Source organism: Variovorax paradoxus (assembly GCF_009498455.1).
GTDB classification, from domain to species: domain Bacteria; phylum Pseudomonadota; class Gammaproteobacteria; order Burkholderiales; family Burkholderiaceae_C; genus Variovorax; species Variovorax paradoxus_H.
Map to the genome: position 1 here is coordinate 2,723,831 of NZ_CP045644.1, position 20,093 is coordinate 2,743,923.

At 58.4% G+C, this 20,093-nt stretch carries 28 protein-coding genes; 11 read left to right on the top strand and 17 right to left on the bottom strand.

Features of this window, described 5'->3' with window-relative positions; genetic code table 11:
* Positions 1-62: 62 nt before the first annotated feature.
* From GFK26_RS12435 to GFK26_RS12455, 5 genes are all read right to left on the bottom strand, one after another.
* Positions 63-476 carry a hypothetical protein gene (locus tag GFK26_RS12435; RefSeq protein WP_153282230.1) on the bottom strand — a complete coding sequence of 138 codons (414 nt, stop codon included), beginning with the start codon at positions 474-476 and terminating at the stop codon, positions 63-65.
* Between the two features lie 443 nt (positions 477-919).
* On the bottom strand, positions 920-1,357 hold the full coding sequence (locus GFK26_RS12440) for a helix-turn-helix domain-containing protein (RefSeq protein ID WP_153282231.1): 438 nt from the start codon (positions 1,355-1,357) through the stop codon (positions 920-922).
* A gap of 112 nt (positions 1,358-1,469) precedes the next feature.
* Complete coding sequence (locus GFK26_RS12445; protein ID WP_153282232.1) at positions 1,470-2,144, bottom strand: hypothetical protein; 675 nt, start codon at positions 2,142-2,144, stop codon at positions 1,470-1,472.
* Positions 2,141-2,557 carry a hypothetical protein gene (locus GFK26_RS12450; protein ID WP_153282233.1) on the bottom strand — a complete coding sequence of 139 codons (417 nt, stop codon included), beginning with the start codon at positions 2,555-2,557 and terminating at the stop codon, positions 2,141-2,143. The genes GFK26_RS12445 and GFK26_RS12450 overlap by 4 nt, the downstream gene beginning before the upstream one ends.
* A gap of 18 nt (positions 2,558-2,575) precedes the next feature.
* Positions 2,576-2,932, bottom strand: a complete 357-nt coding sequence (locus tag GFK26_RS12455) for a DUF4190 domain-containing protein (protein WP_153282234.1) — start codon at positions 2,930-2,932, stop codon at positions 2,576-2,578.
* A 143-nt stretch (positions 2,933-3,075) separates the two neighbouring features.
* Between GFK26_RS12455 and GFK26_RS12460 the strand changes: the two genes are divergently transcribed.
* Positions 3,076-3,558 carry a helix-turn-helix domain-containing protein gene (locus GFK26_RS12460; protein ID WP_153282235.1) on the top strand — a complete coding sequence of 161 codons (483 nt, stop codon included), beginning with the start codon at positions 3,076-3,078 and terminating at the stop codon, positions 3,556-3,558.
* A gap of 91 nt (positions 3,559-3,649) precedes the next feature.
* Here the strand turns inward: GFK26_RS12460 and GFK26_RS12465 are convergent, their stop codons facing one another.
* The 4 genes from GFK26_RS12465 to GFK26_RS12480 form a co-directional block, all read right to left on the bottom strand.
* Positions 3,650-4,372: a hypothetical protein gene (locus tag GFK26_RS12465; protein ID WP_153282236.1), complete on the bottom strand. Its 723-nt coding sequence runs from the start codon at positions 4,370-4,372 to the stop codon at positions 3,650-3,652.
* A 1-nt stretch (position 4,373) separates the two neighbouring features.
* Positions 4,374-4,802, bottom strand: a complete 429-nt coding sequence (locus tag GFK26_RS12470) for a type I restriction endonuclease subunit M (protein ID WP_228121986.1) — start codon at positions 4,800-4,802, stop codon at positions 4,374-4,376.
* 88 nt (positions 4,803-4,890) lie between these two features.
* Positions 4,891-5,952: a hypothetical protein gene (locus tag GFK26_RS12475; protein ID WP_153282237.1), complete on the bottom strand. Its 1,062-nt coding sequence runs from the start codon at positions 5,950-5,952 to the stop codon at positions 4,891-4,893.
* A gap of 1,302 nt (positions 5,953-7,254) precedes the next feature.
* Positions 7,255-7,590, bottom strand: coding sequence for a hypothetical protein (locus tag GFK26_RS12480; protein WP_153282238.1), 336 nt, complete (start codon positions 7,588-7,590; stop codon positions 7,255-7,257).
* A 224-nt stretch (positions 7,591-7,814) separates the two neighbouring features.
* Between GFK26_RS12480 and GFK26_RS12485 the strand changes: the two genes are divergently transcribed.
* Genes GFK26_RS12485 through GFK26_RS12495 form a run of 3 tightly spaced genes read left to right on the top strand, consistent with a single transcriptional unit; the run spans position 7,815 to position 9,098 of the window.
* On the top strand, positions 7,815-8,216 hold the full coding sequence (locus tag GFK26_RS12485) for a hypothetical protein (RefSeq protein WP_153282239.1): 402 nt from the start codon (positions 7,815-7,817) through the stop codon (positions 8,214-8,216).
* Entirely contained in the window at positions 8,213-8,632 is a 420-nt protein-coding gene (locus GFK26_RS12490) for a hypothetical protein (protein WP_153282240.1), read from the top strand. The genes GFK26_RS12485 and GFK26_RS12490 overlap by 4 nt, the downstream gene beginning before the upstream one ends.
* Before the next feature lie 58 nt (positions 8,633-8,690).
* The gene (locus tag GFK26_RS12495) at positions 8,691-9,098 is read left to right on the top strand and encodes a hypothetical protein (protein WP_153282241.1); all 408 of its coding nucleotides are present in this window, start codon (positions 8,691-8,693) and stop codon (positions 9,096-9,098) included.
* Between the two features lie 614 nt (positions 9,099-9,712).
* On the opposite strand, the gene GFK26_RS12500 is transcribed toward GFK26_RS12495, so the two are convergent.
* Together GFK26_RS12500 and GFK26_RS12505 are read right to left on the bottom strand one after the other, a co-directional pair.
* The gene (locus GFK26_RS12500) at positions 9,713-10,093 is read right to left on the bottom strand and encodes a hypothetical protein (RefSeq protein WP_153282242.1); all 381 of its coding nucleotides are present in this window, start codon (positions 10,091-10,093) and stop codon (positions 9,713-9,715) included.
* A 1,009-nt stretch (positions 10,094-11,102) separates the two neighbouring features.
* Positions 11,103-11,489, bottom strand: coding sequence for a hypothetical protein (locus GFK26_RS12505; protein WP_153282243.1), 387 nt, complete (start codon positions 11,487-11,489; stop codon positions 11,103-11,105).
* 612 nt (positions 11,490-12,101) lie between these two features.
* On the opposite strand from GFK26_RS12505, the gene GFK26_RS12510 reads away from it, so the two are divergent.
* The gene (locus GFK26_RS12510) at positions 12,102-12,362 is read left to right on the top strand and encodes a hypothetical protein (RefSeq protein WP_228121987.1); all 261 of its coding nucleotides are present in this window, start codon (positions 12,102-12,104) and stop codon (positions 12,360-12,362) included.
* 18 nt (positions 12,363-12,380) lie between these two features.
* Here GFK26_RS12510 and GFK26_RS12515 read toward each other — a convergent pair whose 3' ends face one another.
* Entirely contained in the window at positions 12,381-13,490 is a 1,110-nt protein-coding gene (locus GFK26_RS12515) for a hypothetical protein (protein WP_153282244.1), read from the bottom strand.
* A gap of 552 nt (positions 13,491-14,042) precedes the next feature.
* Between GFK26_RS12515 and GFK26_RS34225 the strand changes: the two genes are divergently transcribed.
* Positions 14,043-14,234, top strand: coding sequence for a hypothetical protein (locus GFK26_RS34225; RefSeq protein ID WP_153282245.1), 192 nt, complete (start codon positions 14,043-14,045; stop codon positions 14,232-14,234).
* Between the two features lie 20 nt (positions 14,235-14,254).
* Here the strand turns inward: GFK26_RS34225 and GFK26_RS12525 are convergent, their stop codons facing one another.
* Positions 14,255-14,626 (bottom strand): hypothetical protein, encoded by a 372-nt coding sequence (locus GFK26_RS12525; protein ID WP_153282246.1) that lies wholly within the window; start codon positions 14,624-14,626, stop codon positions 14,255-14,257.
* A 14-nt stretch (positions 14,627-14,640) separates the two neighbouring features.
* Between GFK26_RS12525 and GFK26_RS12530 the strand changes: the two genes are divergently transcribed.
* Entirely contained in the window at positions 14,641-14,895 is a 255-nt protein-coding gene (locus GFK26_RS12530; protein ID WP_153282247.1) for a hypothetical protein, read from the top strand.
* Between the two features lie 37 nt (positions 14,896-14,932).
* A complete protein-coding gene (locus GFK26_RS34020) occupies positions 14,933-15,148 on the top strand; it encodes a hypothetical protein (RefSeq protein ID WP_194274167.1) in 216 nt (71 codons plus the stop codon).
* Between the two features lie 48 nt (positions 15,149-15,196).
* Here GFK26_RS34020 and GFK26_RS34665 read toward each other — a convergent pair whose 3' ends face one another.
* The 3 genes from GFK26_RS34665 to GFK26_RS12545 form a co-directional block, all read right to left on the bottom strand.
* The gene (locus GFK26_RS34665) at positions 15,197-15,334 is read right to left on the bottom strand and encodes a spore coat protein U domain-containing protein (RefSeq protein WP_153285945.1); all 138 of its coding nucleotides are present in this window, start codon (positions 15,332-15,334) and stop codon (positions 15,197-15,199) included.
* A gap of 99 nt (positions 15,335-15,433) precedes the next feature.
* The gene (locus GFK26_RS12540) at positions 15,434-15,754 is read right to left on the bottom strand and encodes a hypothetical protein (RefSeq protein ID WP_153282248.1); all 321 of its coding nucleotides are present in this window, start codon (positions 15,752-15,754) and stop codon (positions 15,434-15,436) included.
* A gap of 94 nt (positions 15,755-15,848) precedes the next feature.
* Positions 15,849-16,142: a hypothetical protein gene (locus GFK26_RS12545; RefSeq protein ID WP_153282249.1), complete on the bottom strand. Its 294-nt coding sequence runs from the start codon at positions 16,140-16,142 to the stop codon at positions 15,849-15,851.
* A gap of 703 nt (positions 16,143-16,845) precedes the next feature.
* Here GFK26_RS12545 and GFK26_RS12550 point away from each other — a divergent pair.
* Genes GFK26_RS12550 through GFK26_RS12560 form a run of 3 tightly spaced genes read left to right on the top strand, consistent with a single transcriptional unit; the run spans position 16,846 to position 18,821 of the window.
* The gene (locus tag GFK26_RS12550; RefSeq protein ID WP_228121988.1) at positions 16,846-18,078 is read left to right on the top strand and encodes a pilus assembly protein TadG-related protein; all 1,233 of its coding nucleotides are present in this window, start codon (positions 16,846-16,848) and stop codon (positions 18,076-18,078) included.
* 10 nt (positions 18,079-18,088) lie between these two features.
* On the top strand, positions 18,089-18,589 hold the full coding sequence (locus GFK26_RS12555; RefSeq protein ID WP_153282251.1) for a hypothetical protein: 501 nt from the start codon (positions 18,089-18,091) through the stop codon (positions 18,587-18,589).
* Positions 18,590-18,599: 10 nt separating this feature from the next.
* Positions 18,600-18,821, top strand: a complete 222-nt coding sequence (locus tag GFK26_RS12560) for a hypothetical protein (protein ID WP_153282252.1) — start codon at positions 18,600-18,602, stop codon at positions 18,819-18,821.
* A gap of 177 nt (positions 18,822-18,998) precedes the next feature.
* Here GFK26_RS12560 and GFK26_RS12565 read toward each other — a convergent pair whose 3' ends face one another.
* The gene (locus GFK26_RS12565; RefSeq protein WP_228121989.1) at positions 18,999-20,024 is read right to left on the bottom strand and encodes a site-specific integrase; all 1,026 of its coding nucleotides are present in this window, start codon (positions 20,022-20,024) and stop codon (positions 18,999-19,001) included.
* Between the last annotated feature and the right edge of the window lie 69 nt (positions 20,025-20,093).

Consider the following 20,093-nt stretch of genomic DNA (forward strand, 5'->3'; position numbering starts at 1 on the left):
CATTGCAGAGTGCCTTCGGGGGCCGTGAATCGCTCGACCACGTCTTCGTCGCCGCCTAGGGATTACTTTGATGCGATGGACGTGAACCGTAACTCGATACTTTGCGGGACGGCGCAGCCGCCCGCATGCACCGCCGGCTCAAAGCGCGCAACCGCCAACTGATCTCTGATGGCTGTGTCCAGCACGGGGGCGACCGGTGGATAGGGAAACTGGACCGTGACCGGATCAACCTGCCCGTCGGTGCCGACAACGAATCGGGCCACGATACTGTCTCGGACACCGATGCCGTTCAGATTTGTGCTCAAGCTGACGGCACGGGCCGAGCGTTCGACCTCGAGTGTGTTGAAAACATACTGGCCGGGCGCAACTCCCGGTACTTCGGGGGGACAGCCCTTAGCCAGGCGAGCCGGATGCTCCGGCAGCACGGTGAAACCCGACGCGGCACCTAGCTCGCGGTATCGGTGGTACATGTCCATGATCACACTGGTCCTGCGCCCTGACGCGCATGAGACGGTGTAGTCATCCAGCGTGTTGCCGTATGGCCCAGGTCCGTGGCTACCCCGGCGCTCGAAAGTCGGCGCATCGCCTTCTGGGCAACGCAGCCGAAGCAGGTAGTCACGCTCGCCTATCGGTCCGGCCGACCGCACGGGATTCGCTCTAGAGCCCAAGGGTACAGACGAATCCAGCGTCGTGGCAGGCGGTGGCGTGCTATCGACGGGTCGCACGAGCTTCAGTTCAGTTGAGCCAGACAAGCGGCCGGGGCGAACAATATGACGCACAGCAGTGAAAGGACGATTCGCTGCTGCGCCATGAATGAAGCCGTCCGATGCAGAGCCGAGAGGATCACCGTAGACACTGAAGCGCTGAATCGACGCCGGGACACTGGAGTTGCGATACGCCTCAAGGAAAGCTGTGCGCTCTATTCCTGAAGCTGCTGCGCTACGTCCCGCTTGCCCAAGCTTCGCACCGACGCCAGAGATTCGAGCTGAGCGGCACGCGGCCGGGCCTTGCCCTGTTCCCAGTGGTAAATCGTCTGGCCCGAAACGCCTACCAGCTTGCCGTAGGCAGCAGCAGATACCCCGAGCTTGCTGCGATGCGCCGCTAACCGACCGGCGCTGAAGCGACGTGCGGGCCCTTCCTCAGCCGGCTCCGTCGCATCAGGTGCTGACCGCACTCGTGCCGAGCCCTTGCTGAACCGGCGCAGTTCTTTCTCCAGACCGTCGATTTGGCGGCGCAATGCAGCAATCGAGCTTCGGTAATGAGTCGACGCCTTCTTGAGCGCTTCGATCTCGGTGCGAACCTCCTTGCGAGCTACGCGGGAGATTTCGGCTTTCAGAATGGATGCGATATTTGGCATGCCCGCATTGTGCAGGCCAATACCTTAAGCGTCGAATTTCGTCGGCTTGCACGAAGGCCAGCCACGGTCGAGGCTGTACTGCGTCAGCCGAAAAAGCTGAACGCAGATCGAGCTACATTTTCGAACGCTGTGCGTCCGTTGCTTGACGCGATTTTTTCCCAGCCTCAATGGCTTCGCGGTAGTTCTGCTGTATCTCGTTTGTCTGGATGAGGAGCGCCGGGGCGTAGTCAGTCTCGCCACAGTGGTAGTACGGATAGCTCTGGTAGCTACAGGTGTACAGCGCCACCTCGCCCCACGGACGTATCCAACTTATCTCTTCTGTTTCGATTCTCGGAGCACGTGCATCGAGTGAAAGAAGCTTCCATCTCATTGGTTGACGAGTGCTGGGCTTGGCACCGAGTTTCTCCGAGATACGATCAACAAGCTCTTCAATGCGTTGCTTTCGAATCGCCGGCGTGATTTGCTCGCCAAGTGACTTAAAAGTGTTCAATCGGAACGTCGCTTCTCGGATCACGCCGTCTGCGGTCATATACAGATTGACCCTCATTGGTTCAGTCACCCAGACTGGACCGCGCTCTTGGTCAACGCGAAACTCGTCGTCCCACATTTGCGCGCTGCCGACTCTGAAGCCCACATTGTTGTTCCATCCTTTGCGCGGCGTCACGCCGTTCATCGTGAAACCGAAGAACGTTCGCTCATCCAAGCTCGACCGGGGCTGTGGTTGTGCAGTTGCGACACAAGCAATCAGCAACAGCGGTGCGACGACGAAGACGTACCGGCGGCTCATCGCTTGAACCCCATGATCAGCGAGATGACTAGCGTCATCAAAAAGCACAGGATCTGTTGCGTCGATCCGATCGGCGTCGTCAGCGTGTACAGGTAGTACACCGACGTGATGAGGATGCCGGTCTTGAAGTTCTTGGGGAACGTCTTCACGGTGCCCTTGGCGTCGTAGTGCATCGAGCCGGTCAGCGCGATCAAGCCGGTGACCACAGGGATCGTCAGAAACGACGTGATCAAGAACCAGCGACGGCGGTACCACGGCACCTGGGAATATGCGCTCGGCGCGCCCGCCAATGGCGCGGCCACGGTCGCTCCGGTCGCGGCGGCCACGACTTGCGGCGCACCGCATTTGGGGCACATCGGCGCCGTTTCATGAATCTGTGCGCCGCAGCCGCGGCAATGCACGAACGTTGTCATTGAAGTTCTCCTCTTCAGTTAAAGATTGGCGAGACAGACCAGCAGAGCGGCGCCTGCTGTCACGAGACCAACCACGGCAGCTGTGCGGCCGGGTTTCTGGTGATAGATGCTCAGAGCGCCACAGACGATGGCGATGAGAGAAAGACAGAGGCCACCGAGCAGCTCGTCGCGGTCCGCCGGACCACCGTCGCTCAAGAGGCCCAAAAGCGTCAGAACGCCGAGCACGCACGAGACGATGGCCAGAACCAGACCGCCGGCCGACTTCGAGACAGCGCCGCTGGCTGCGTCTCGCTGCGGAGCACCGCAGTGGGGGCATGCCGTGGCCTGGACATGCAGCGGCTCGCCACACGCACGGCAATGCACAAGACCTTTCATTTCGATTTCTCCTCAAGTTGTCGCCTGAAATCAGAGGGGCCACGGCTGCTGCACCGCGCCAACCTTGATTTACTTGATATGGCTTACAAAACGCATCATATATAACGCATACCAAACACGTCTGAATCACGACTCTGGGGAGCATGAAATCCTCAAAAGTCGCGGTATCCAGCGACCTGGCCGTCACGTCGTCGGAAGCAAGGGCCACGGCGTCGCTGACGAGAAACCCTCTCTCGTTGGCGCTGGGCGAGAACTTGAAGCGCATCCGCCAAGAGCGCGGACTGACTCAGCAAAATCTTGCATTTGCCGCAGAAATGGACAGGACGTTTGTTTCCTTGTGCGAGCGAGGAGCGACGAATCCGTCGCTCTACAGCTTGGGCACGCTGTGTTGGTGCCTGAAGATCACCATGGCCGACTTGTTCGCCGGCATTGAGTACACGCTGCCACCGTCCGGGATGACCAATGGCAAGAAGCGAAGAGCCAATCAGGCGTCGCACGAGCCGCGTCCACCTTCCGTCGCGACGCTCAAGCGCGCCGAGACGATGCGAAAGAAGAAGCTGGCGCAGCAAGAAGCTCTCCCTGCGACTCCTACCGCCGGTTCGCGTCGAAGGGCTCCGCAAGCTTGAACTTGCGCGGATTCCAGCTCGCGTTCGCAAGTGCCGAGTTGTCTCGCAGACAACCAGCAGTCGTGTCGCTAGGAACTTCAGTCTCGCCCGCTCAACTAACTCTCACGCGGTCAGCACCAAGCACACCATCGTGGCGCACTACCGAAACGGCAGACATGAGCCTCACCGGCTCGCTGTGACCGGCACTTTCGTAACGCCACTCCACCGACTTGCGCCGGCGCTTGAAGTCGATCGGTCTGTCGATCTTCAGCACGCCGTTGCAACACGAAAACGGCGGCGCGTCTGCCGATGGGTCGAGCACCAGCAACGAATCGACCGTGAACTTCTGGCCGACCATGTGGCCGCCGCTTCCGACGCCCAGCACAAAGTGCCGGTATCGGCCATCCTTGAAGCTCTCGTACGCAATCGCGGTCAGCTGACCCTTCTTGAGTGATTCCACGGCGAACACATCAACGCCTTGGTCGAAGCCGTCTGCTGACCGGACAGTGAGCGGCAACTCCAGCGCTTCGAGCGCATCCACCACATCTTGCGCGTACGCCCCTTCGAGCCAGCTATCGCCCAGCACCGCATAAAGGTCTGCTGCGACGCCGTACTTCCGATGCGTCATGGAAAGCAGTGCACTGCGCTTCGCCACGTCGAGGATCACGAGCGCCATCGCGATGCAGTGCAATGCGCAAGCACTGTCCAACTCACTCTGACGCATGTGAACCGCAACAGGGTCGAGGCGTCGGCTCTCGGTCGTTAACACGTTTCCGACAGTGAGCGCAGCGTGGTACCGCTGGACGCGGATTCCGGTGTTCGCCGAACGCATCATGTCAGTACTCGTCGGGAGAAAGCAGTGTCGTGCTCGACTGGTCAGCTTCGGTCACGCACCACAGGGTCGGCGTGCGTCGCCGCTCTTGTTCGGTCATGCGTTCCAGCGTCGCCGCGCCGAGCAGCCGGTACACGGAGAAGATGCGGCCACCGTCGGCCAGCGCCATCACGTTGCTCGCCGCATCATCCGTACAAACGTCGCCCCAGTCACCGCTCTGATGCCGCACCAGCAGACACGAGGGGTTGGCGCCATGCTTTTCCAGCAGAGCCATTGCACCAGGCGTCGCCAGTGTCCGACCGAGCGCGAACATCGGCTGGACGTTCTGCGGTGCCGCTGGCGTGCAGCGGTGCTTGCGAACGTTGGGGTCCAAGAGATTGCACATAATTTTCCTTTCGATGGCGGTGATGAAGTAATCGGAATGGACGTGCACTGGCCTTCGATCAGGAGACCGAATGGACACGTTGAGACATAAAAAAAGCGGCCTGAAAGACCGCTTGTTCGGGATGCCGGCTGGTGCACTAGCTGGCAGCGGCATACAACGCCTGCATCAATGCCAGGACCGTCACGGGCTCGTTGCGTTGGCCGTGTTCGACGAAGCAGCGTTGGACCGTCCGCTCGATGACGTCGAGCGGCAGATGGCCAGCCAGCGGCTCGCACTGCGCATCCGGCACCTGCCAGCCGGTGAGCCACGTGATGGCCGCTGAGATGTTGGCTGCGGTCAGGGGGCGTCCGCTCAAGCTGGCGATGAACGCGTCTGCCACCGGCTGCTCGAACCACTCGAGGAGCGCTGCATCCGGCACGTCGTTTTGCGGCTGCAGCGACCAGTGCGGTAACCGCGGTTCCAGCAGGTCGAAGATCAATGCATTCTTCGATCGGTGCACGGTCTCCAGCACTTCGATCAGCGTGTCGCTGGCCTCCAGACACTGGGACAGACTTGAGGGCACTCGCTGCGTCTCCGTCAGGATCAACCGCATAGCCTGCAGTCGACACGGCAAAACCAGGCACTCGGCAACCGCAATGACCGGCTCTTCCAGGAGGATCGACAGTGCTTCGATCACATCAGCCCAGTTCTCGCACGGCACGCATCCGAGCACCCGATTGAGCACGGCTGGGTACTGCGTTTCGGCGCAGTACGCCCAAAGCAAGAGCTTGCGCTCGACCGGGGTCAGATGAAGCAGCTCCGTCAGCCAGGCGAGATTTCGAGCCACGGCGCATTCGCCATCAGGCTCCGACAAGGTCAAGGCCGCGATCTCGGCGGTGAACAGCACCGGGTCGATCAACGGCTCAGCACGATGATCCGCAGCCAGCAGGAAGCGCGGGGTATCGAACGAGCAAATGCGGACGTCGGCGATGCCAAGCTCAGGGGCGAAGAAGTTCTGGACATGACGCGCTGCCCGCTGGAAATCGTCTCCATCGACCAGGCGATGCAGATTCACGCCAAGGGTCTGAAGCATCCGGGCCGCCTGGGCTTGGCGAAACGCCACATTGCTGGGGTGCTCAGGCACGGTAAAAGGCAGGACAAGGGGCGCAGCAACCAATGCTTCAGGCACGGCTGCGCCACCGGACGAGGTGTCGGTCATAAAAGCTCCGGGAATGAGTGAGAAACGGGGACGTCAGACGCTCTGGCGCCGGCCACGACAAGGCGGTCGACGAAGCGGTCAGAAACGATCAGGGAAAGTGAAAAGCGACAGTAGAAAAACTGCCAATGGCCAGGCTGTCACGCCGAGCCGGCGTAATTGGCCGCAGACTCGAAAACCGGTCAAAAACCGCTAAAAACACGCTATTTTTAAGCCAAAAACAGTGAATTTCGAGAAAATATAACTATTTTTTCTATTTTACCACAAATCAAAGTCAAATCAATTAAGATGGAAATTACAATGCCAGATTGGGCATTGACTTGCAAAATTCGGATGTTTCTATATTTTCGACTGCGGTAGTCCCGCTGTGCATGCGGTCACTTCTGGCTCCCGACTCCCGTATGTACGAGTCAGTGTTACATTCACCCTGTTTAGGGCATAACAAGACTCAACTCCTTTAGTCTTGTTTAGGCGGCAGTGCTCTATTTTTTGCCTCGAAAAAGAAAACACCTACTCCCTAAATTTTGCATTTTCTCTGTGTGGGACCTTGCTTAAAGCATCCACCCCGTAGTCGAACGTCGTTGAGAACCTGAATTCCTCCTTCTGATCGTCAATCTCATAAATATAATAGTCAGAAGCGTCTTTCCAGAGGCAGGACGCGTATTTCACTTCCGCAGTCACCTCACCACAAAATACGACTGCAACCAATGGAAGTGTTTTTAAAAGAATAGCTCTTACCACTTTGACTCCTTGAGAAAATTCGTGCGCATCGCCAATGCAGCAATTAAATCTGGAAACGTCTAGTTGAACGATATCCGCACGGTGACGGTGCACTTGTGAGCGTCAACGGGTGTGGTGGAGCCAACGCTCTTTCCCGTTTCTCGGAGGTACTGTGCTTGTTGCTGCGGCAGCCTTCCTAGTGGATGAGCAGTCGCATATGCCCAAACTCATGCTCTTTATGTTGGGCATTCGCTTTGCGTATTCTGCGGCCGATGACTTGGCCTGTGCGCGCGAAGACGACTTGGAACTGTGACTACTATCTTGGCCGACGATGGCCCTGCGAAGGTCTATATCCAGTTGGAAACTCGTGCAGCGCTGGCGCCGCCATTCGCCTTTCCGATCACATTGCGTGCTGAGGAGTCATTTGTTCGAACAGTTGATCGCCGCACCGATATTCCCTCGACAAAAGCGCTCGGGCGAACCCGGCGGGCGACTCACCTGCAGGGCCCGCGGTTGCGGTCTAGCGTCTTTTGCTGCTCAAAGCTTTGGCTCAGGCAACCGACTCGCTTGACACACGCCCGTAATTTAAAAACCAATCCCTGCGACCGGCCATTTAGGATCTACTACGTAGGCAATCTCCATTGCATACGAGCCAGTATGTCTATTTAAAGTCATCTCTTCTTTTGCAACCTGGTCGCTCTGAAAAATCCAATAATACCTGTCAGGCGTTATTTGGGCGGCATCTTTCGCCACCGAAAATTGACTGCAGCGATCAATATTCAGGTTCTTATCCACTCCAGGGCAATTTCCAGCCTTATTAAATCTATATGGTTCGACCCGCATCGGAGTGCAAAGAAATCCATCTCGAGCGAGCGCTGGCGCACTAATCAAACAGACGGCCAAAACCGCGAGAAATTTCATCACATCTCCTCCGAAGTACTATTGGGATTTCCACGCTCTCGACTGGGACTTACCGAGACTCGGCCCGGCCAAGGCCGCTCTTGCCTCACAGACAGCAGAACCGTTCGGTAAAGGCTAGTTCGTCCGCGCCCGAGAACCATCCCCTGTTCGGGTGATGGCTACAACTTTTGTCTTCCTGCATGCTCCTTGGCGCGTTCATGTTCGAACTACGAGGAGGCCCCAGCATGCGAACTTTCCTGAGCCAACCGCGAGTGTTGCAGCTCGCCATTGCCCTTGCCGCAGCTGCGCTGCACGTTTCAGCGGGGGCTCAGAGTGGGTCCATCGGAGGCGGCAAGCTCTCGCCTGATGGCCCGCGCGCAATAGAAGAACAATCCGCAGCCATCAGCTACAGCTCGCGCTCGACAGCCTGTGCGGTAGCCAAACAATCGGCGTCCGAATACGCGAAGCGGAAGCCCAACATGAAGGACATGAGCCTCGGCAACTGCGAGTGCTCCATCGCCAAGAAAACACTGTGGATTCCTCAGCAGCAAGCTCAGTACCACAGGGAAACGGGGCAAAGCATCGGGTCGACCACACCCGTCGAAGTTCACGAGTGCACCGTCACGGTGAGAATTTCACTCAGATGAGGCTCAACCAGATGAAAGCCTTCTGCCTCGTTGGAGTGGTCTTAGCTGCGTTGTTGCTCGGGAATGAGTCGAAAGCACAAAATCCAATCACATTGAAATGCGAGGAGATTGGAAGCGCTGGCCGCTGGAATTCATCATTGGAAATCAACACTTCCGAAAAGAAAATAATCGTCGATGGAGAGAGCTATTCATTCTCACCGCAATCGAGTGAAAAAATCGTCAAAAACAACGTAGTTCGGGAAGTGAGCGTCATCCACGAATGGACTGATGGCGGAATTTCTTGGAAAAAGGAGTTCCATGTTAACGGAAAATTCGACAGCGATTTGACCAAGCGCTATCGCCTAAATCGAATAACTGGCGATATCCATGGGCCATATTCCTCCGGCCCATGCAAGAAAGCCGAAAAACTATTCTAAGATGCTGGATAGAGGTCTGTTAATCAAATGTGGCTCACTGATTTTAGTGAGAAATTCCATGAAACATTTCACTGAAAAAATTGCGGCCTGCAGCATCGTCAAGATCGCAATGATTTTGATTTTCTCTATTTCGCAAGCCGCATTTGCTCGGGATGGATTTTTATGCTTACCTCAGGAGGTACACAATAGTTTTAGAGCAGGGGCGAGGGAGGAATCAAAAAAATGCCCGAACCCAAGCATCAAGCAATGCCAATCACTTCTTGTTCCCAAGGACTCCCTCCAAGTCAGTCCTGATAGATATTACCTTCTGATTGGCCAAGATGAATCCTACAAAAAGCAGATTTCAATTAACCGGAATACAGCGGAGTTTTATCTTGAAACCATTTATGAGCTTCGAAGTGGCCGCTCGATAGAAACGATTTCCGGGAGCTGCCAGCCCCAGCAGATGCCTAGTCAGAAGCTTTGAAAAATGAAATTTAATGCAGTCATCTTTCATTGAGCGAACGCCTGCGAAGCACAGCGAGCCCTGATGAGTTGATCCATGGATCACCCACTGACCGCCACCGTGGTGCGCCGGATGGGGGCAATCGGGCGGGAGTCCCCCGCCGACAGGAGGCAGCTCAGTGCCGAGAGGCTCTATCAGCGCGGCGAGCTCAAGTGACTGCGCGCCGTGAGCCTATCGGACTGCGTGCCCTCATTTGGAGTTGGGGTTGGTGTACGTGTTCGGCCACCACGATGTGTACGACACGTACGCTGGCGCTCGATCGCGTGGATGTCGGGCACATCGAACTGACGTGAAACGGGCTTTGCGACGTATTCTGGTCCGGCGACTTCACAGAGGCCGTACCACTTTCAATGGCGCTGCGTTGCATCGGTGCGCAACGGCTGATCGCAGGACGCGGCCGATGATGTGTAAAAACGAGCCGTATCGCCAGGCCGCAGGAGGTTGGCAACCAAATGCAGCCAGAGCGCTGGTGCGTTAAAACCCGCATCTCGCATTGAGTGACTCTAAGATGTCAATACGCTTGGCAAGCATCGAATCAGATACGTTCAAAAGATGAATCGGCTTTCATTCCATCTTCAGAGTTTCTGATTGGACATCTGCTGCGGTTGGCATTCCCCTAGAATTGTTTCCAATGAAGAAGCATTTTCAATCTTGTAAATTGTTTCAAGAAAAAAACCTGCCGTATTTCTATCAACCACCATCTTCTTCTTGTATGAAGAATCATCGCCAATCAGCCAAGAATAGTGAGTTGGCGTGACTTGAAAGGCATCTTTTGCGACAAGAAATGAGTTGCAGACCTTGCTGTTGGGACTTGGGCACTTCTTGATTTCACGTTCTCCGCTCATGATGAATAGCTTGCTTACTTCTTTCGGTGTGCACAAGAATCCATCGCGAGCAATAACTTCCTGAGGAATTTCGAGGATAAGAACTAGAAGAAAAATGGCAATTGATTTCATTTGTTTTTTCCTATTTCAATGAAACCCTCATGGTGGCGGTGCACCCACTCTGGACGCCTTCTGAAACGTGCAGCGCAGCTGCGGAAAGGCCGATGGCGAGCTACAACACTCGCTGTTGGCTCAGGAAAACTCGCATGCTGGGGTCTCCAACGAGGATGGCTCGTTCGTTGAGGTGATTTCCAGCAGCCTGTTAGGGTCTGTTGTCCTTGCCACTTCTTACTTGGCCAGTCGTCGCACGCGTGTGATCGTTCATGCGAGTGTTTGTGCTCTGCGCTTTCGCTGTGCCGCTCGCCCCGTTACTACCCCGAGCAGACGTCCCGGCTTCGGTCTTCGTACCGCCTGATGATTTTTTCAGATTTGGGTCTGCCGCCGACGCGAGGGCAGCAACTCCAGAAAGAACGATAGCAATCACAGTCAAGCGTTTAGACATAGTCTTTCCTTCAGGTCTTGTTAACGAACACCGGCAGCTTGCCAATACTGCTGAACGCTTGCCATCCCTCGAACGGGGTAGGTCGAGATCGTTCTCAGTGCGTTATGTGCAGAAGGGCCACGGAAACCAGTGGTTTTGATTTCCATGAAAAAGAATCCCGGAATTTGTAGTGCCTTCCACGGATGGGGCGAGCCGCCAGTCGGCGTGAATTGAGACGGTCTTCTTGATCGCCTTCAAAGAGAAAACACCGGTGACCACCGCGCGCGACATCACCGATATCCAAGATGTTCATCCCCGTTCTAGGGATAGCTGCGCCGCTTTTTCTCCTGCACGCTGATTGACCTGTTCAAGCCAGACAACCTCTTGGCTTGGTTATTTTATTTATGAGCTTTCCGAGAGCATGATGGCTGGCTTTCCAGGCGGCTTCGCCGGTGTCACAGCTCTCGCGCGCGTCGCGGGTCGCTGGCGCGATGGCCATGGGCCTGTCGGAGGCGGATGGGCTCGTGTTGGGGCGGATGGATGTCAGACGCAAATAGGGCCCCATTCGGGGCCCTTAAATCAATCTTGCATTGACGTGAATCAGAACTTCGTGCTGCCAGGTTCCGCTTTTGTGCACTCACCCTTTTCCGTCACCCGCCCGGAGGTAATCGAGTATTCCTCAAACTGCCCATTTCTTCGATTGATGGTGGCACATCGCATCCTGTTTTTACTTACACACCAGCTGATGGACACCGGACTGTGCTTGTCTAGCGTGTACTCGTAGCCGCCCTTGCTCACACGGGGAACTGGCTGACCATCGACTCTGATGCTGGATCTGTCCGCATCATCCCAATGCACCGTGTACTCACCTTTTTCGCCGTCGTAGGTGCTGGTGTATTGGCAATACACGGTTGTCGGCTCTGCCATTGCAGCGCCAAGAATTCCGATCCAGAGTCCTCCGCAAACGAAAGCTGCGCGTGCGCCCATAGATACCTCCTCGCAATTGCTTGTTGAATGGAATCCACAAAGGTGGAGGCCGAGCCAAGATGTAGCACAAAGGCGCTAAGAACGGTATACCTCAGCCGGGGTATGGAAAACCTCATAGGGAGACTGCACGCTCTCTCCCTTAGCTAGAGAGGAGCGCGAAATGCAACGTCAAATGAAGATTTCTCAATACGCTACTGTCTGCGCGTTAACCGCCTACCTCTTCAGCGGTCCCGCCATTGCACAAAACGTCTCGGTCGGGGGGGACTCGCGGATCACTAGAGGGGCCGAGAGCAGTAGAGGAGCAATCCATCGGCATCAGCTACAGCTCGAGCGCTGCCGCTTGCGCCCGCGCCAAGTCAAGCGCTTACATGTGGATCACCCGCATTTTGGTTTTAGGCAGCCTCCTGATAGGCGCTGCGTTGCCCGTACAGGCCACAGGCGATGGCACGGACAAATCGCAGGCCGGCCCGTGCATGGATAGAAGGCTGACACGCGCCGGTCTGAGCGGCTCGATCCGCAGCGGTTTGCGCTGATCCCCGCAAGCACTGGACCGTCAACGAACCGAAAAACGGCGAGCCAATCTACAGCACATCGTCCTGAAGGAGATTCGCAATGACTGACAAGCCGATGGCCCTCTACATGAGGATGACTGAGATGTTCTCGGACCACCGGAGTACAGCGCGAGCCTACCCGGAAAAGTTCATCCTGAGCACCGTGCTGCACAGGCAGTACTTGCGAGACTGGGTGCAACTGCGTCAAATGGTCACGACGCGCATCGATCCGACAAACCACATGGGTGTGCCCATCGAGATTTCCGACACCACGCCCAGCGTCATGGTGGCCTCCAACGGCACCGAGGTCGCGCTGTCGTGATGTGCCTGCGCCACCAGATCACTTGATCGCGGCCTCCTGCGAAGACAGCAATTGCTGTGTCCAGCTTTCCATCAAGCGATTGAAGACTGCGGTCATCCCCTGATTGCGCCCATAGTACAGATGCGGCGCGAACTCCTTCAGGTATCGTTCACGGCAGTCCTCGAAGTCCCGCAGGTCCAACGGAAGATGCTGGCAATCGATGATGTCGGCCATGACCATCTTGCGCGTTGCGCCTGCACTCCTACTCAGCGTGCTGCGGTTCTCGAGCAGCCAGCGCTTGAATGAACGCTCCCAAGTCTGGAGCATGGTCGAATGTGGCGTGCTGCGCTTGAACAGGACCAACATCGTCGAGCCTGGTGCGTACCACGACCATTCAGACAACACAGTGCAAGTCCAACCAATGCGGCCAGCCAGGTGCGAGGCTTCCTCAAGGCTGAGTGGCATGTCCATGGCGTCGACATACGGCATGGACACCATCGCCCGTTGGTATTCAACGACCTTGCCATTGGTAAGTGGCAGCGACTCATAGAAGCGCCGGCGGTGATCGCTACCGGGAAATTCGACAGCTCCCCCGCGTTGGCAATTGATCTTCTCACCCCAGCCCGGCAGGCTCGCCGTGTGATCGACACCGATGCTCCAGCGCTTGAAGACGCGTTTGTCATCCTCTTTCTCCGGATAGCCCAATTCGAACGTCCTCGCAAACTCGTTGGCGCATTGCTTGCGCAACGCTGATATGCGACCTCCACGCCCACTAGGAGCCTTCTCCAGTTCACGCAGTTGGTCAAGCCAGTCGAGGAAGTGTGCTGGTGGCTTGGGTGAGGCAGCGAGGGGGCCGAGTGTGAAGTCGGACTGCAGCGGGTAGCCAAGTTCCACCAAACGACGATGGAACACCATCGTGTCGATCTTTTTGTGTTCCAGCATCCACGTCTGTGGTCCAGCCAGAGCGGCACGCAGCGCAGCGTTGGTGCTGAAGCCCAAGCCGGCGGCAATGGCCTCGCTCAAGTGGGATGATCTGACCGTCGAAAAACGGGCTTGCAGCCGGTTCTTCAGAGAACGGAGAGTGGAGCCGGATTCGACGGCATTGGAAACTTGCGCAGCAACGCTTGCAGACGCGATGAATTGGGCCATGACGGCACTCCTGTCTTCATGCGGACCAGCGTTCCTCGATTACGCGCCGGCCCCCGACAGCTAGTGCGGTGGTGGTAAATGGATGTGTGACGTAAAACTCCGATTTCACCCGAGGATAGGTGGGGCCGGATGCCTTGACGCCCATTGTGCCAAATTCTTACTGCCATGCCCAGGCGTGGAGGAACGTGGCCGCCGTGCCCCGCCGCGACTGACTATGTGCGACCCACTGCATTGGAAGAAAGCCAGCCACCGCACGCTCATTGAAATCGCCCCAATCTGATTAGGAAGCCCTTGCCAGCGGCATCTAGGAGGTGGCGCGAGGTACGCGATCATGGTGCGGGCCTTGATGGAGAGGGTTGATCACAGTCGAGGGCGTCTCGCTCCTCGATCCAATGAGTTCCTGCACCAAAAACCTCGTTTCCAGCGCGCACCATGATTTCGTAGTGACTTGCATTTACGTTTTCACCATGCAAACCGATTAGGATCGCGCCGCCGCAACAACGCCGCAACAACGCCGCAACAACGCGGCAGCAATATCTGAGTAATCATGGAATGACGCGAACTGAGTTCGAAAGGCTTGCGACGCTGGCCCGCTTGCGCCATACCCCTTCCAAAGAGGCCGCGCGCATGGTGTTGACTGGAGACATGCGCCCTGGCGAGGCGGCCAAAATTTCGGGCTCCAGTCCTCAGGCTGTGACCAACGCTCTGCGCAAGATCAAAGACGCAATGGCATCCGCAAGCTGAGCGCACGTGGTTCGTCGGCACTAGCGTTTCGACGTTCCGCCGATGTGATCACGTCCTCTCTTGCTGCTTACCGCTGCCTTTGGATCTACCACCGCGCCGCGGCCGGACCGCTTGATTGCCTGGTTACTGGTGTGAGCGGCGGCGAAAGCATCACCGTTTGCTGCAGCGAACCAGGCGGCTACGCGCGGGTCAAGGTTCGCATCAATGGCATTGAAGCGCGCGATGCGCACCTTGCTGTGGGGCGCTGCGGCGGAGGTACTGCGCACCGTCTTTAAATTGACCGCTATTACCAATTGCGCGATCCGTGAAGTAATTCCCAGTACCGGCAGGGAAACGGCATTGAGGATTACATTCCGGTCTGTGAGAATTTCCCATGTTGTTAGCCCGTCCAAGCGGCACCGATCGAGTGCAGTTCCTCGCCGCCCAACTTGGCTGCAGTGTCGGCGAGTTCTCGGCAGCCTTTGGCCGCTTGAAGCCCGCTCTGCTGGGCAGTGTGTCCGGGTATTCCTCGGTTCTGGCCGAGTTCGGAGGCCGCTTCGAACAGCGGGAAAAAATCTACCTCTTTGCCAGCTGGCCGAACTTGGAGGCCGCGCTGCAGCACATCGTCGATGAGCGCAAGAGGGCGCACCTATTTTGTCCTGACCCCGAGCAAGGGGCTTGACAATCAGCGAGCGCTTTCGCCCGCCGCAATCGCAGCCATGAGCGCTGACAAGTCGGCCCCAATGGCCGGCATTGTCGATGGCACGCCATGGCTGCCCCTGGGCGACGGCTGGGGAATGCGCAACGCCGAATCGCAGCTGGCTGACTCGGCCGCCATGCTGCAACTCTACAAAGGCGGATCGCGCTGCGCCGCCGCGAGTCCGCGCCCCAAGCCACCGATCGCCCGTGAGCACCTCACGGATAAACCTGCTTAGCTTTCGAGCGTCAATCAACGTTTGGCGATTCACGCCTCGATTTACGCTTCAATAAGTGATCGTCACCGTGATCGTGCTGCCATAGCTGCCCCGCGCCACGTACTGGCCGGCCGATATGCGGCCATACACGGTGTAGGTGCGACGGTGCCCCGAGGGTGGCCAGCGCGGTGTAGCCGTCGCTGAAATTGCTGGTGCCCCAGACCGTGTCGCGCGCGCTGGTGGTGTAGAGGTTGTAGCCCAGCGGCGTGGCGCCCCAAACCGAGGACGAAGCGACGGAGGCCTGACCTACCGCCGCGGCCGGCGGCAGCTGGTGGACCGCTTTGCCCGCGGCGCGGCCGTGCGCCACAGATGCGCGCGCTCCCCGTGCGCAGCCTCGGCAAGTTCCGGGCGCTCGTACGTCAGTACCGCGTGGGCCAGACGGGCAATATCGCGCGGGTCGTCATTGAAGGCTCGCGGGTGCATTGTGTCGCAGACGATGGTGAGCAAGTCACTATCGACCGCGCCCTCGTACAGTTCGTAGAACTCGTCCTTGAACTCGTGCCACCACGCCTCCTGATCAGTCAGGGTCCGGCCGGCGAACACGATGGGGGTGGTGGGCTTCCACATAGGCCTATGGTACGTCTCAGCCCGGCTGTTCGCACTACAGATCGAGCGGGAAAAGCTGCCTCAAGGGCGGCGCGGACGTTTGGCTGTTGGTTGCTCAATGCCAGCCGCCTTCTCGAATGAACTTTTGCGCCGCAGCAGGAGACAGCACGTCGTAGACCCAACGAAACGAGGTGTAGAGAAAGGGGGGGCCGCTTTGCCGATCGGTCACCTGCGCCGTGATCAGAAAGAATGTTCCGACCGGGTGGCCATTGCGCATGTTGGACGAACACTCGACATGCATGTCAACGTCTAATCCTTGTCCATCGACCGGCCTTGCCCGAATCGTGCTCGAGGACTTCTCTCCCCGCGCCAGGTAGCTTTGAACGACAACTTTGCGATAGATGCTCATGGCGAATGCTAATTGTCCAAATGAAAAACCGCCTCAAGGGCGACTCTTTTGATCTACTAACGTGGCCGCCAGGGGCCAGCGCAGTGTGCCATCCACGGCGCAACAGACCTCGACCGATGTGCTCGCGTGAGAGATTTGGACGTGGCATCTTCTGGTCGCTCGAGGCCGAAGATTGCGTAGGCTAGCTTGGCCATGTGCCGTGGATCATCTTTGACGGCGATGGGGTGCACGACGCGGTAGAGCATGGTGAGCCGGGCGCCGTCGAGCGAACCTTCTCCCAGCTCTTCAAGTTCGTTTCGAAACTCGTGCCACCAAGCCTCCTCATCGTTCAGGAGTTGGCCGGCGATCACGATGGGGCTGGCGGGCTTCCATATGTGCAAATGGTACTTATTACTTGCCATTCTGTGTCGTCGCGCCTTCGCCGCTCCGGGTGTCCGCGTGCGCTCCCACGGTTTCAGGTAGGCACTTTGTCATGGTCGCATGTGCGCCGGCGTAGTGCACGCGCCCTCCCGCAAAAAGGGCGCTTTGCTCATGCGCAAAGGCGCAGCGTTTCCTAAAGTGATCCCTATGTCACACGCCACGGTCCACTCCGGGAGGACAAGCGGCACGACCTGCATCCGAAGCCGTACCGTCTGAACCATCGCCGTCGCACAGGGAGACGATCATGCGTATCCGCCGCCTTCACCAACGCCAGCGTGGCGCAATGATCGTCACTGCCGCGCTCTTCGTGTTGTTCCTGCTTGGCTTCATGGGCATTGCGCTCGATTTCGGCCATTTGTTCGTCGTCAGGACCGAGCTGCAGACGGCGGTGGACAGTTGCGCATTGGCGGCGGCGCGCGAGCTCGACAAAACGAGTTCGGCGATCACGCGGGGCAAGAGCGCCGGCCAGACGGCCGGCAACGCGAACCGGGTGAACATGCAATCGGCCACCTGGGGTGGGCAGGGCCAGATCCAGGCCACCGAAGTCACGTTCCGCGACGCTTCCTATGCGTCCACGAGCGTTCCTACCGCGGCCGTCTACGCGCAGTGCGCGCACAGCCAGCCCAACATCAGAATGTGGCTGATGCAGGCCATCGGCGCCTTCTCAGGCGACACCGCCGGCAACCCCCCGACACGCAGCGTGGCGGCGAGCGCCGTCGCCACCCGCGCGAGCGCACAGACCGCGTGCCCCGTTCCGGTCGCGGCGAAGCCGAAGCCGGGCGGCACGGCGCCGAACTACGGCTTTGCCGTCGGCGAATGGGTGACGCTCATCATGGCGCAAAACGCGGCCGTGGGCGGCCAGATCGGCTGGGCCAACCTCGACGGCAGCAACAGCGCCTCGGAAACCGTAGCCGAGCTCAACGGCCGTTGCGGCGCCAAGGTGGGCGACACGATCGGCACTCCCGGGGTGCAGGCCACGGTGGCCGATGTCTGGAATGAGCGCTTCGGCATCTACAAGAACAGCGGCGACCCGAGCACGGAGCGGCCCGACTACACCGGCTACGCCTACACCTCGCTTAACTGGCCTGCACAGTTCAATGCCTACAGCGGCACACCGGGTGCTGGAGCGCCCGCGAGCGCACAGAACTTCGTGACCAAGCGAGCAGCGTTCGCGTCGTGCGCCGACACCGGAACAAAGCTGAGTGGCTCGAACAGCTGCGAGTCGATCACCGGACTGTCCCTCAACAGTTTCAAGAAGCTAGCCAACCCGGGCAATGTCGCCGGAGGCCACATGCAGTACGGCTTCGACCGCCGCATGGTCACCGTGCCGGTCGTCGACGGCGGCAACCACGTGATCGACTACCTCTGCATGCTGATGCTGCAGCCGCTGAGCATCCCGATGACGGAGGTGCAGCTCGAGTTCCGCAGCAACGCGGGTGCCGTAGGCAGCCTTTGCACTACCAACGGGCTGGCTGGTGGATCAGTGGGGCCGCTGGTTCCTGTCCTGGTGAGGTGAAGCGAGCACCATGAAAAATTCCCATCGCAGAAAACATTGTGCGGCGCTGAACGAGTTGGCGCTGATCAGCTACGCCATGAACCCCACGGAGACCGACGCCGAGAACCTGCCGCGCACCTACCGGCACGACCGTCAATTGCCTCGAATCTTGCACCGAGCGGCGGCGTGGGGTTTGGGCGCACGGTTGGGCGTCCCCAAGTTCTTGGCAGCCAGTGCGGCCTTGCGTTCCGGCATCGACAGTCAAACAACCTCACCTGCGCCGCCGGTCCACGTAAACCCGGGAGACCCAATGCCTATGCATCTGCCTTGCCGCCTTTGCTGCGCGCGACTGTCGCTGCTGATCGATGATCAGGCGGAGATTCGAATGTGCGAGGTGCTGCGCAGCGCGGGGTTGATCGAGGCTGAGCTTCCGCCCTTGCTGCACCAGCGTGGGCGAGTCGTTTATTCAGGCCAGGCGACCGTGATGCGCGTGACGCCCAGGGGGCATGCCGCATCCGGACAAGCACATTGAATCGAGCAGCATGGCCAAGCTTCTCAAGCACATGGCGACGGTGACCCTCCGCTTGCCCTTCGGCATTGGCTCGGATGCTGAAGTCGCAGCCCTTCGCCGCGCAGGAATTCCCGTTGATGCGCTCGGCAACGCAGAGTTTGGCTACCTGTTCATGAGGCCCTCTAACAACCGCTGCGACAACATCTTCCGATGGTTCGCCACGGAGCTGATGCAGAATCCTCCGGGACCATGAGAGGCTGCGTAGGTCTCTGTGTCGGGGGCGTGCGCCATCGAGGTCAAAGCAGACGTCCCCCGACAGCCGAAGGTATGACAGCAGAGGGCCCTTTTAAGACAGTCGATGGTTTTCAAGGCAGTCACTTCCCAACTTGGTTACCAATCACCAACTGGGCGCCGACCAGTCTGTGTATGGCTACAGCAATGACGGAATCTTGCGTCTCGCCACCGGCCGGATGTAGCGCGCGAGCGTGGCGTCGGATGTGTGACCGGTCTGCTCCCTGATCTGGAACGGCTGGAGCCCGGCAATTGCCGCTTGCGTGCAATAGCCGGCGCGCATTGAGTGACCGGACACATCGGCTTCGCGGCCACCAACCTTGCCGATGGCAGATTTGATGATCAATGCCACCGACTGCGCCGTCAGTGGTCCATCGGCGATGCGGTCGTGACGGTCGACGCCGCGAAAAATGTAGCCGGCGTCGATGCCGGAGATCGTCAGCCACTCCTGCAGCGCCAACACGGGGCAGCGATCGCCGTTGGCATGCGGAACGAAGACAGTTCGTCCTGCCCCGCTCTGATCTGTCTTGGAACGAACAAGCAGAATCTCAAGGCCGTTGCTGTGCTCGGTCACGTGCTCGCGCTTGATGGTCACCAACTCACTGCGGCGGAATGCGCCGGCGAACCCGACCAAGAGAAGCGCTTTATCACGCGCGGCTTTCTTCGGCCTTTGGCGGTCGGACATCACCATCATTGCCACCAAGTCGTCTTTGAGGATCGGCCGGACCCGGCGTTGGCGCACGCCGAATGTGCGCTTGATGCCGGCCATGGTCTTCTTCACCACAGGATCATGGACCGGCGAAGCAAAGCCGCGCTCGACATGCGCATGGTGAATGCCGATGAGCCGGCGCTCTAGGGTGGCAACGGCCAGTTGCCCAGCGAACGCGGCCAAAAATTCCACGATCTGCACCGGGCTCGCCGGTATCGTGCCCCCGGCCGCACGGAACATTTTTTCGTCGAGCGCGTAGGCGGCCGCTGTCGCACTCGATTGCGATGCCGCCATGTAGCCATTGGCGAGTGCCGATGGCGCGCCAGCGGTCCGATTCGCCGGCTTGGTGGCGGTGCCGATGAACGTCGGCTTGGTGGCGGCGGTGGACAGGGCGAGATTCTGAATTTCTTGCCCGCTCTCCAAGGCGGACGCGGGCGAACCTTGTGGTTTTTCCATAAAAGCTCTCAAGGAAAGAAGCGCACGCGGCCGGGTATCGAGAATGTCAGCTTCTCGATACCCAGCGGC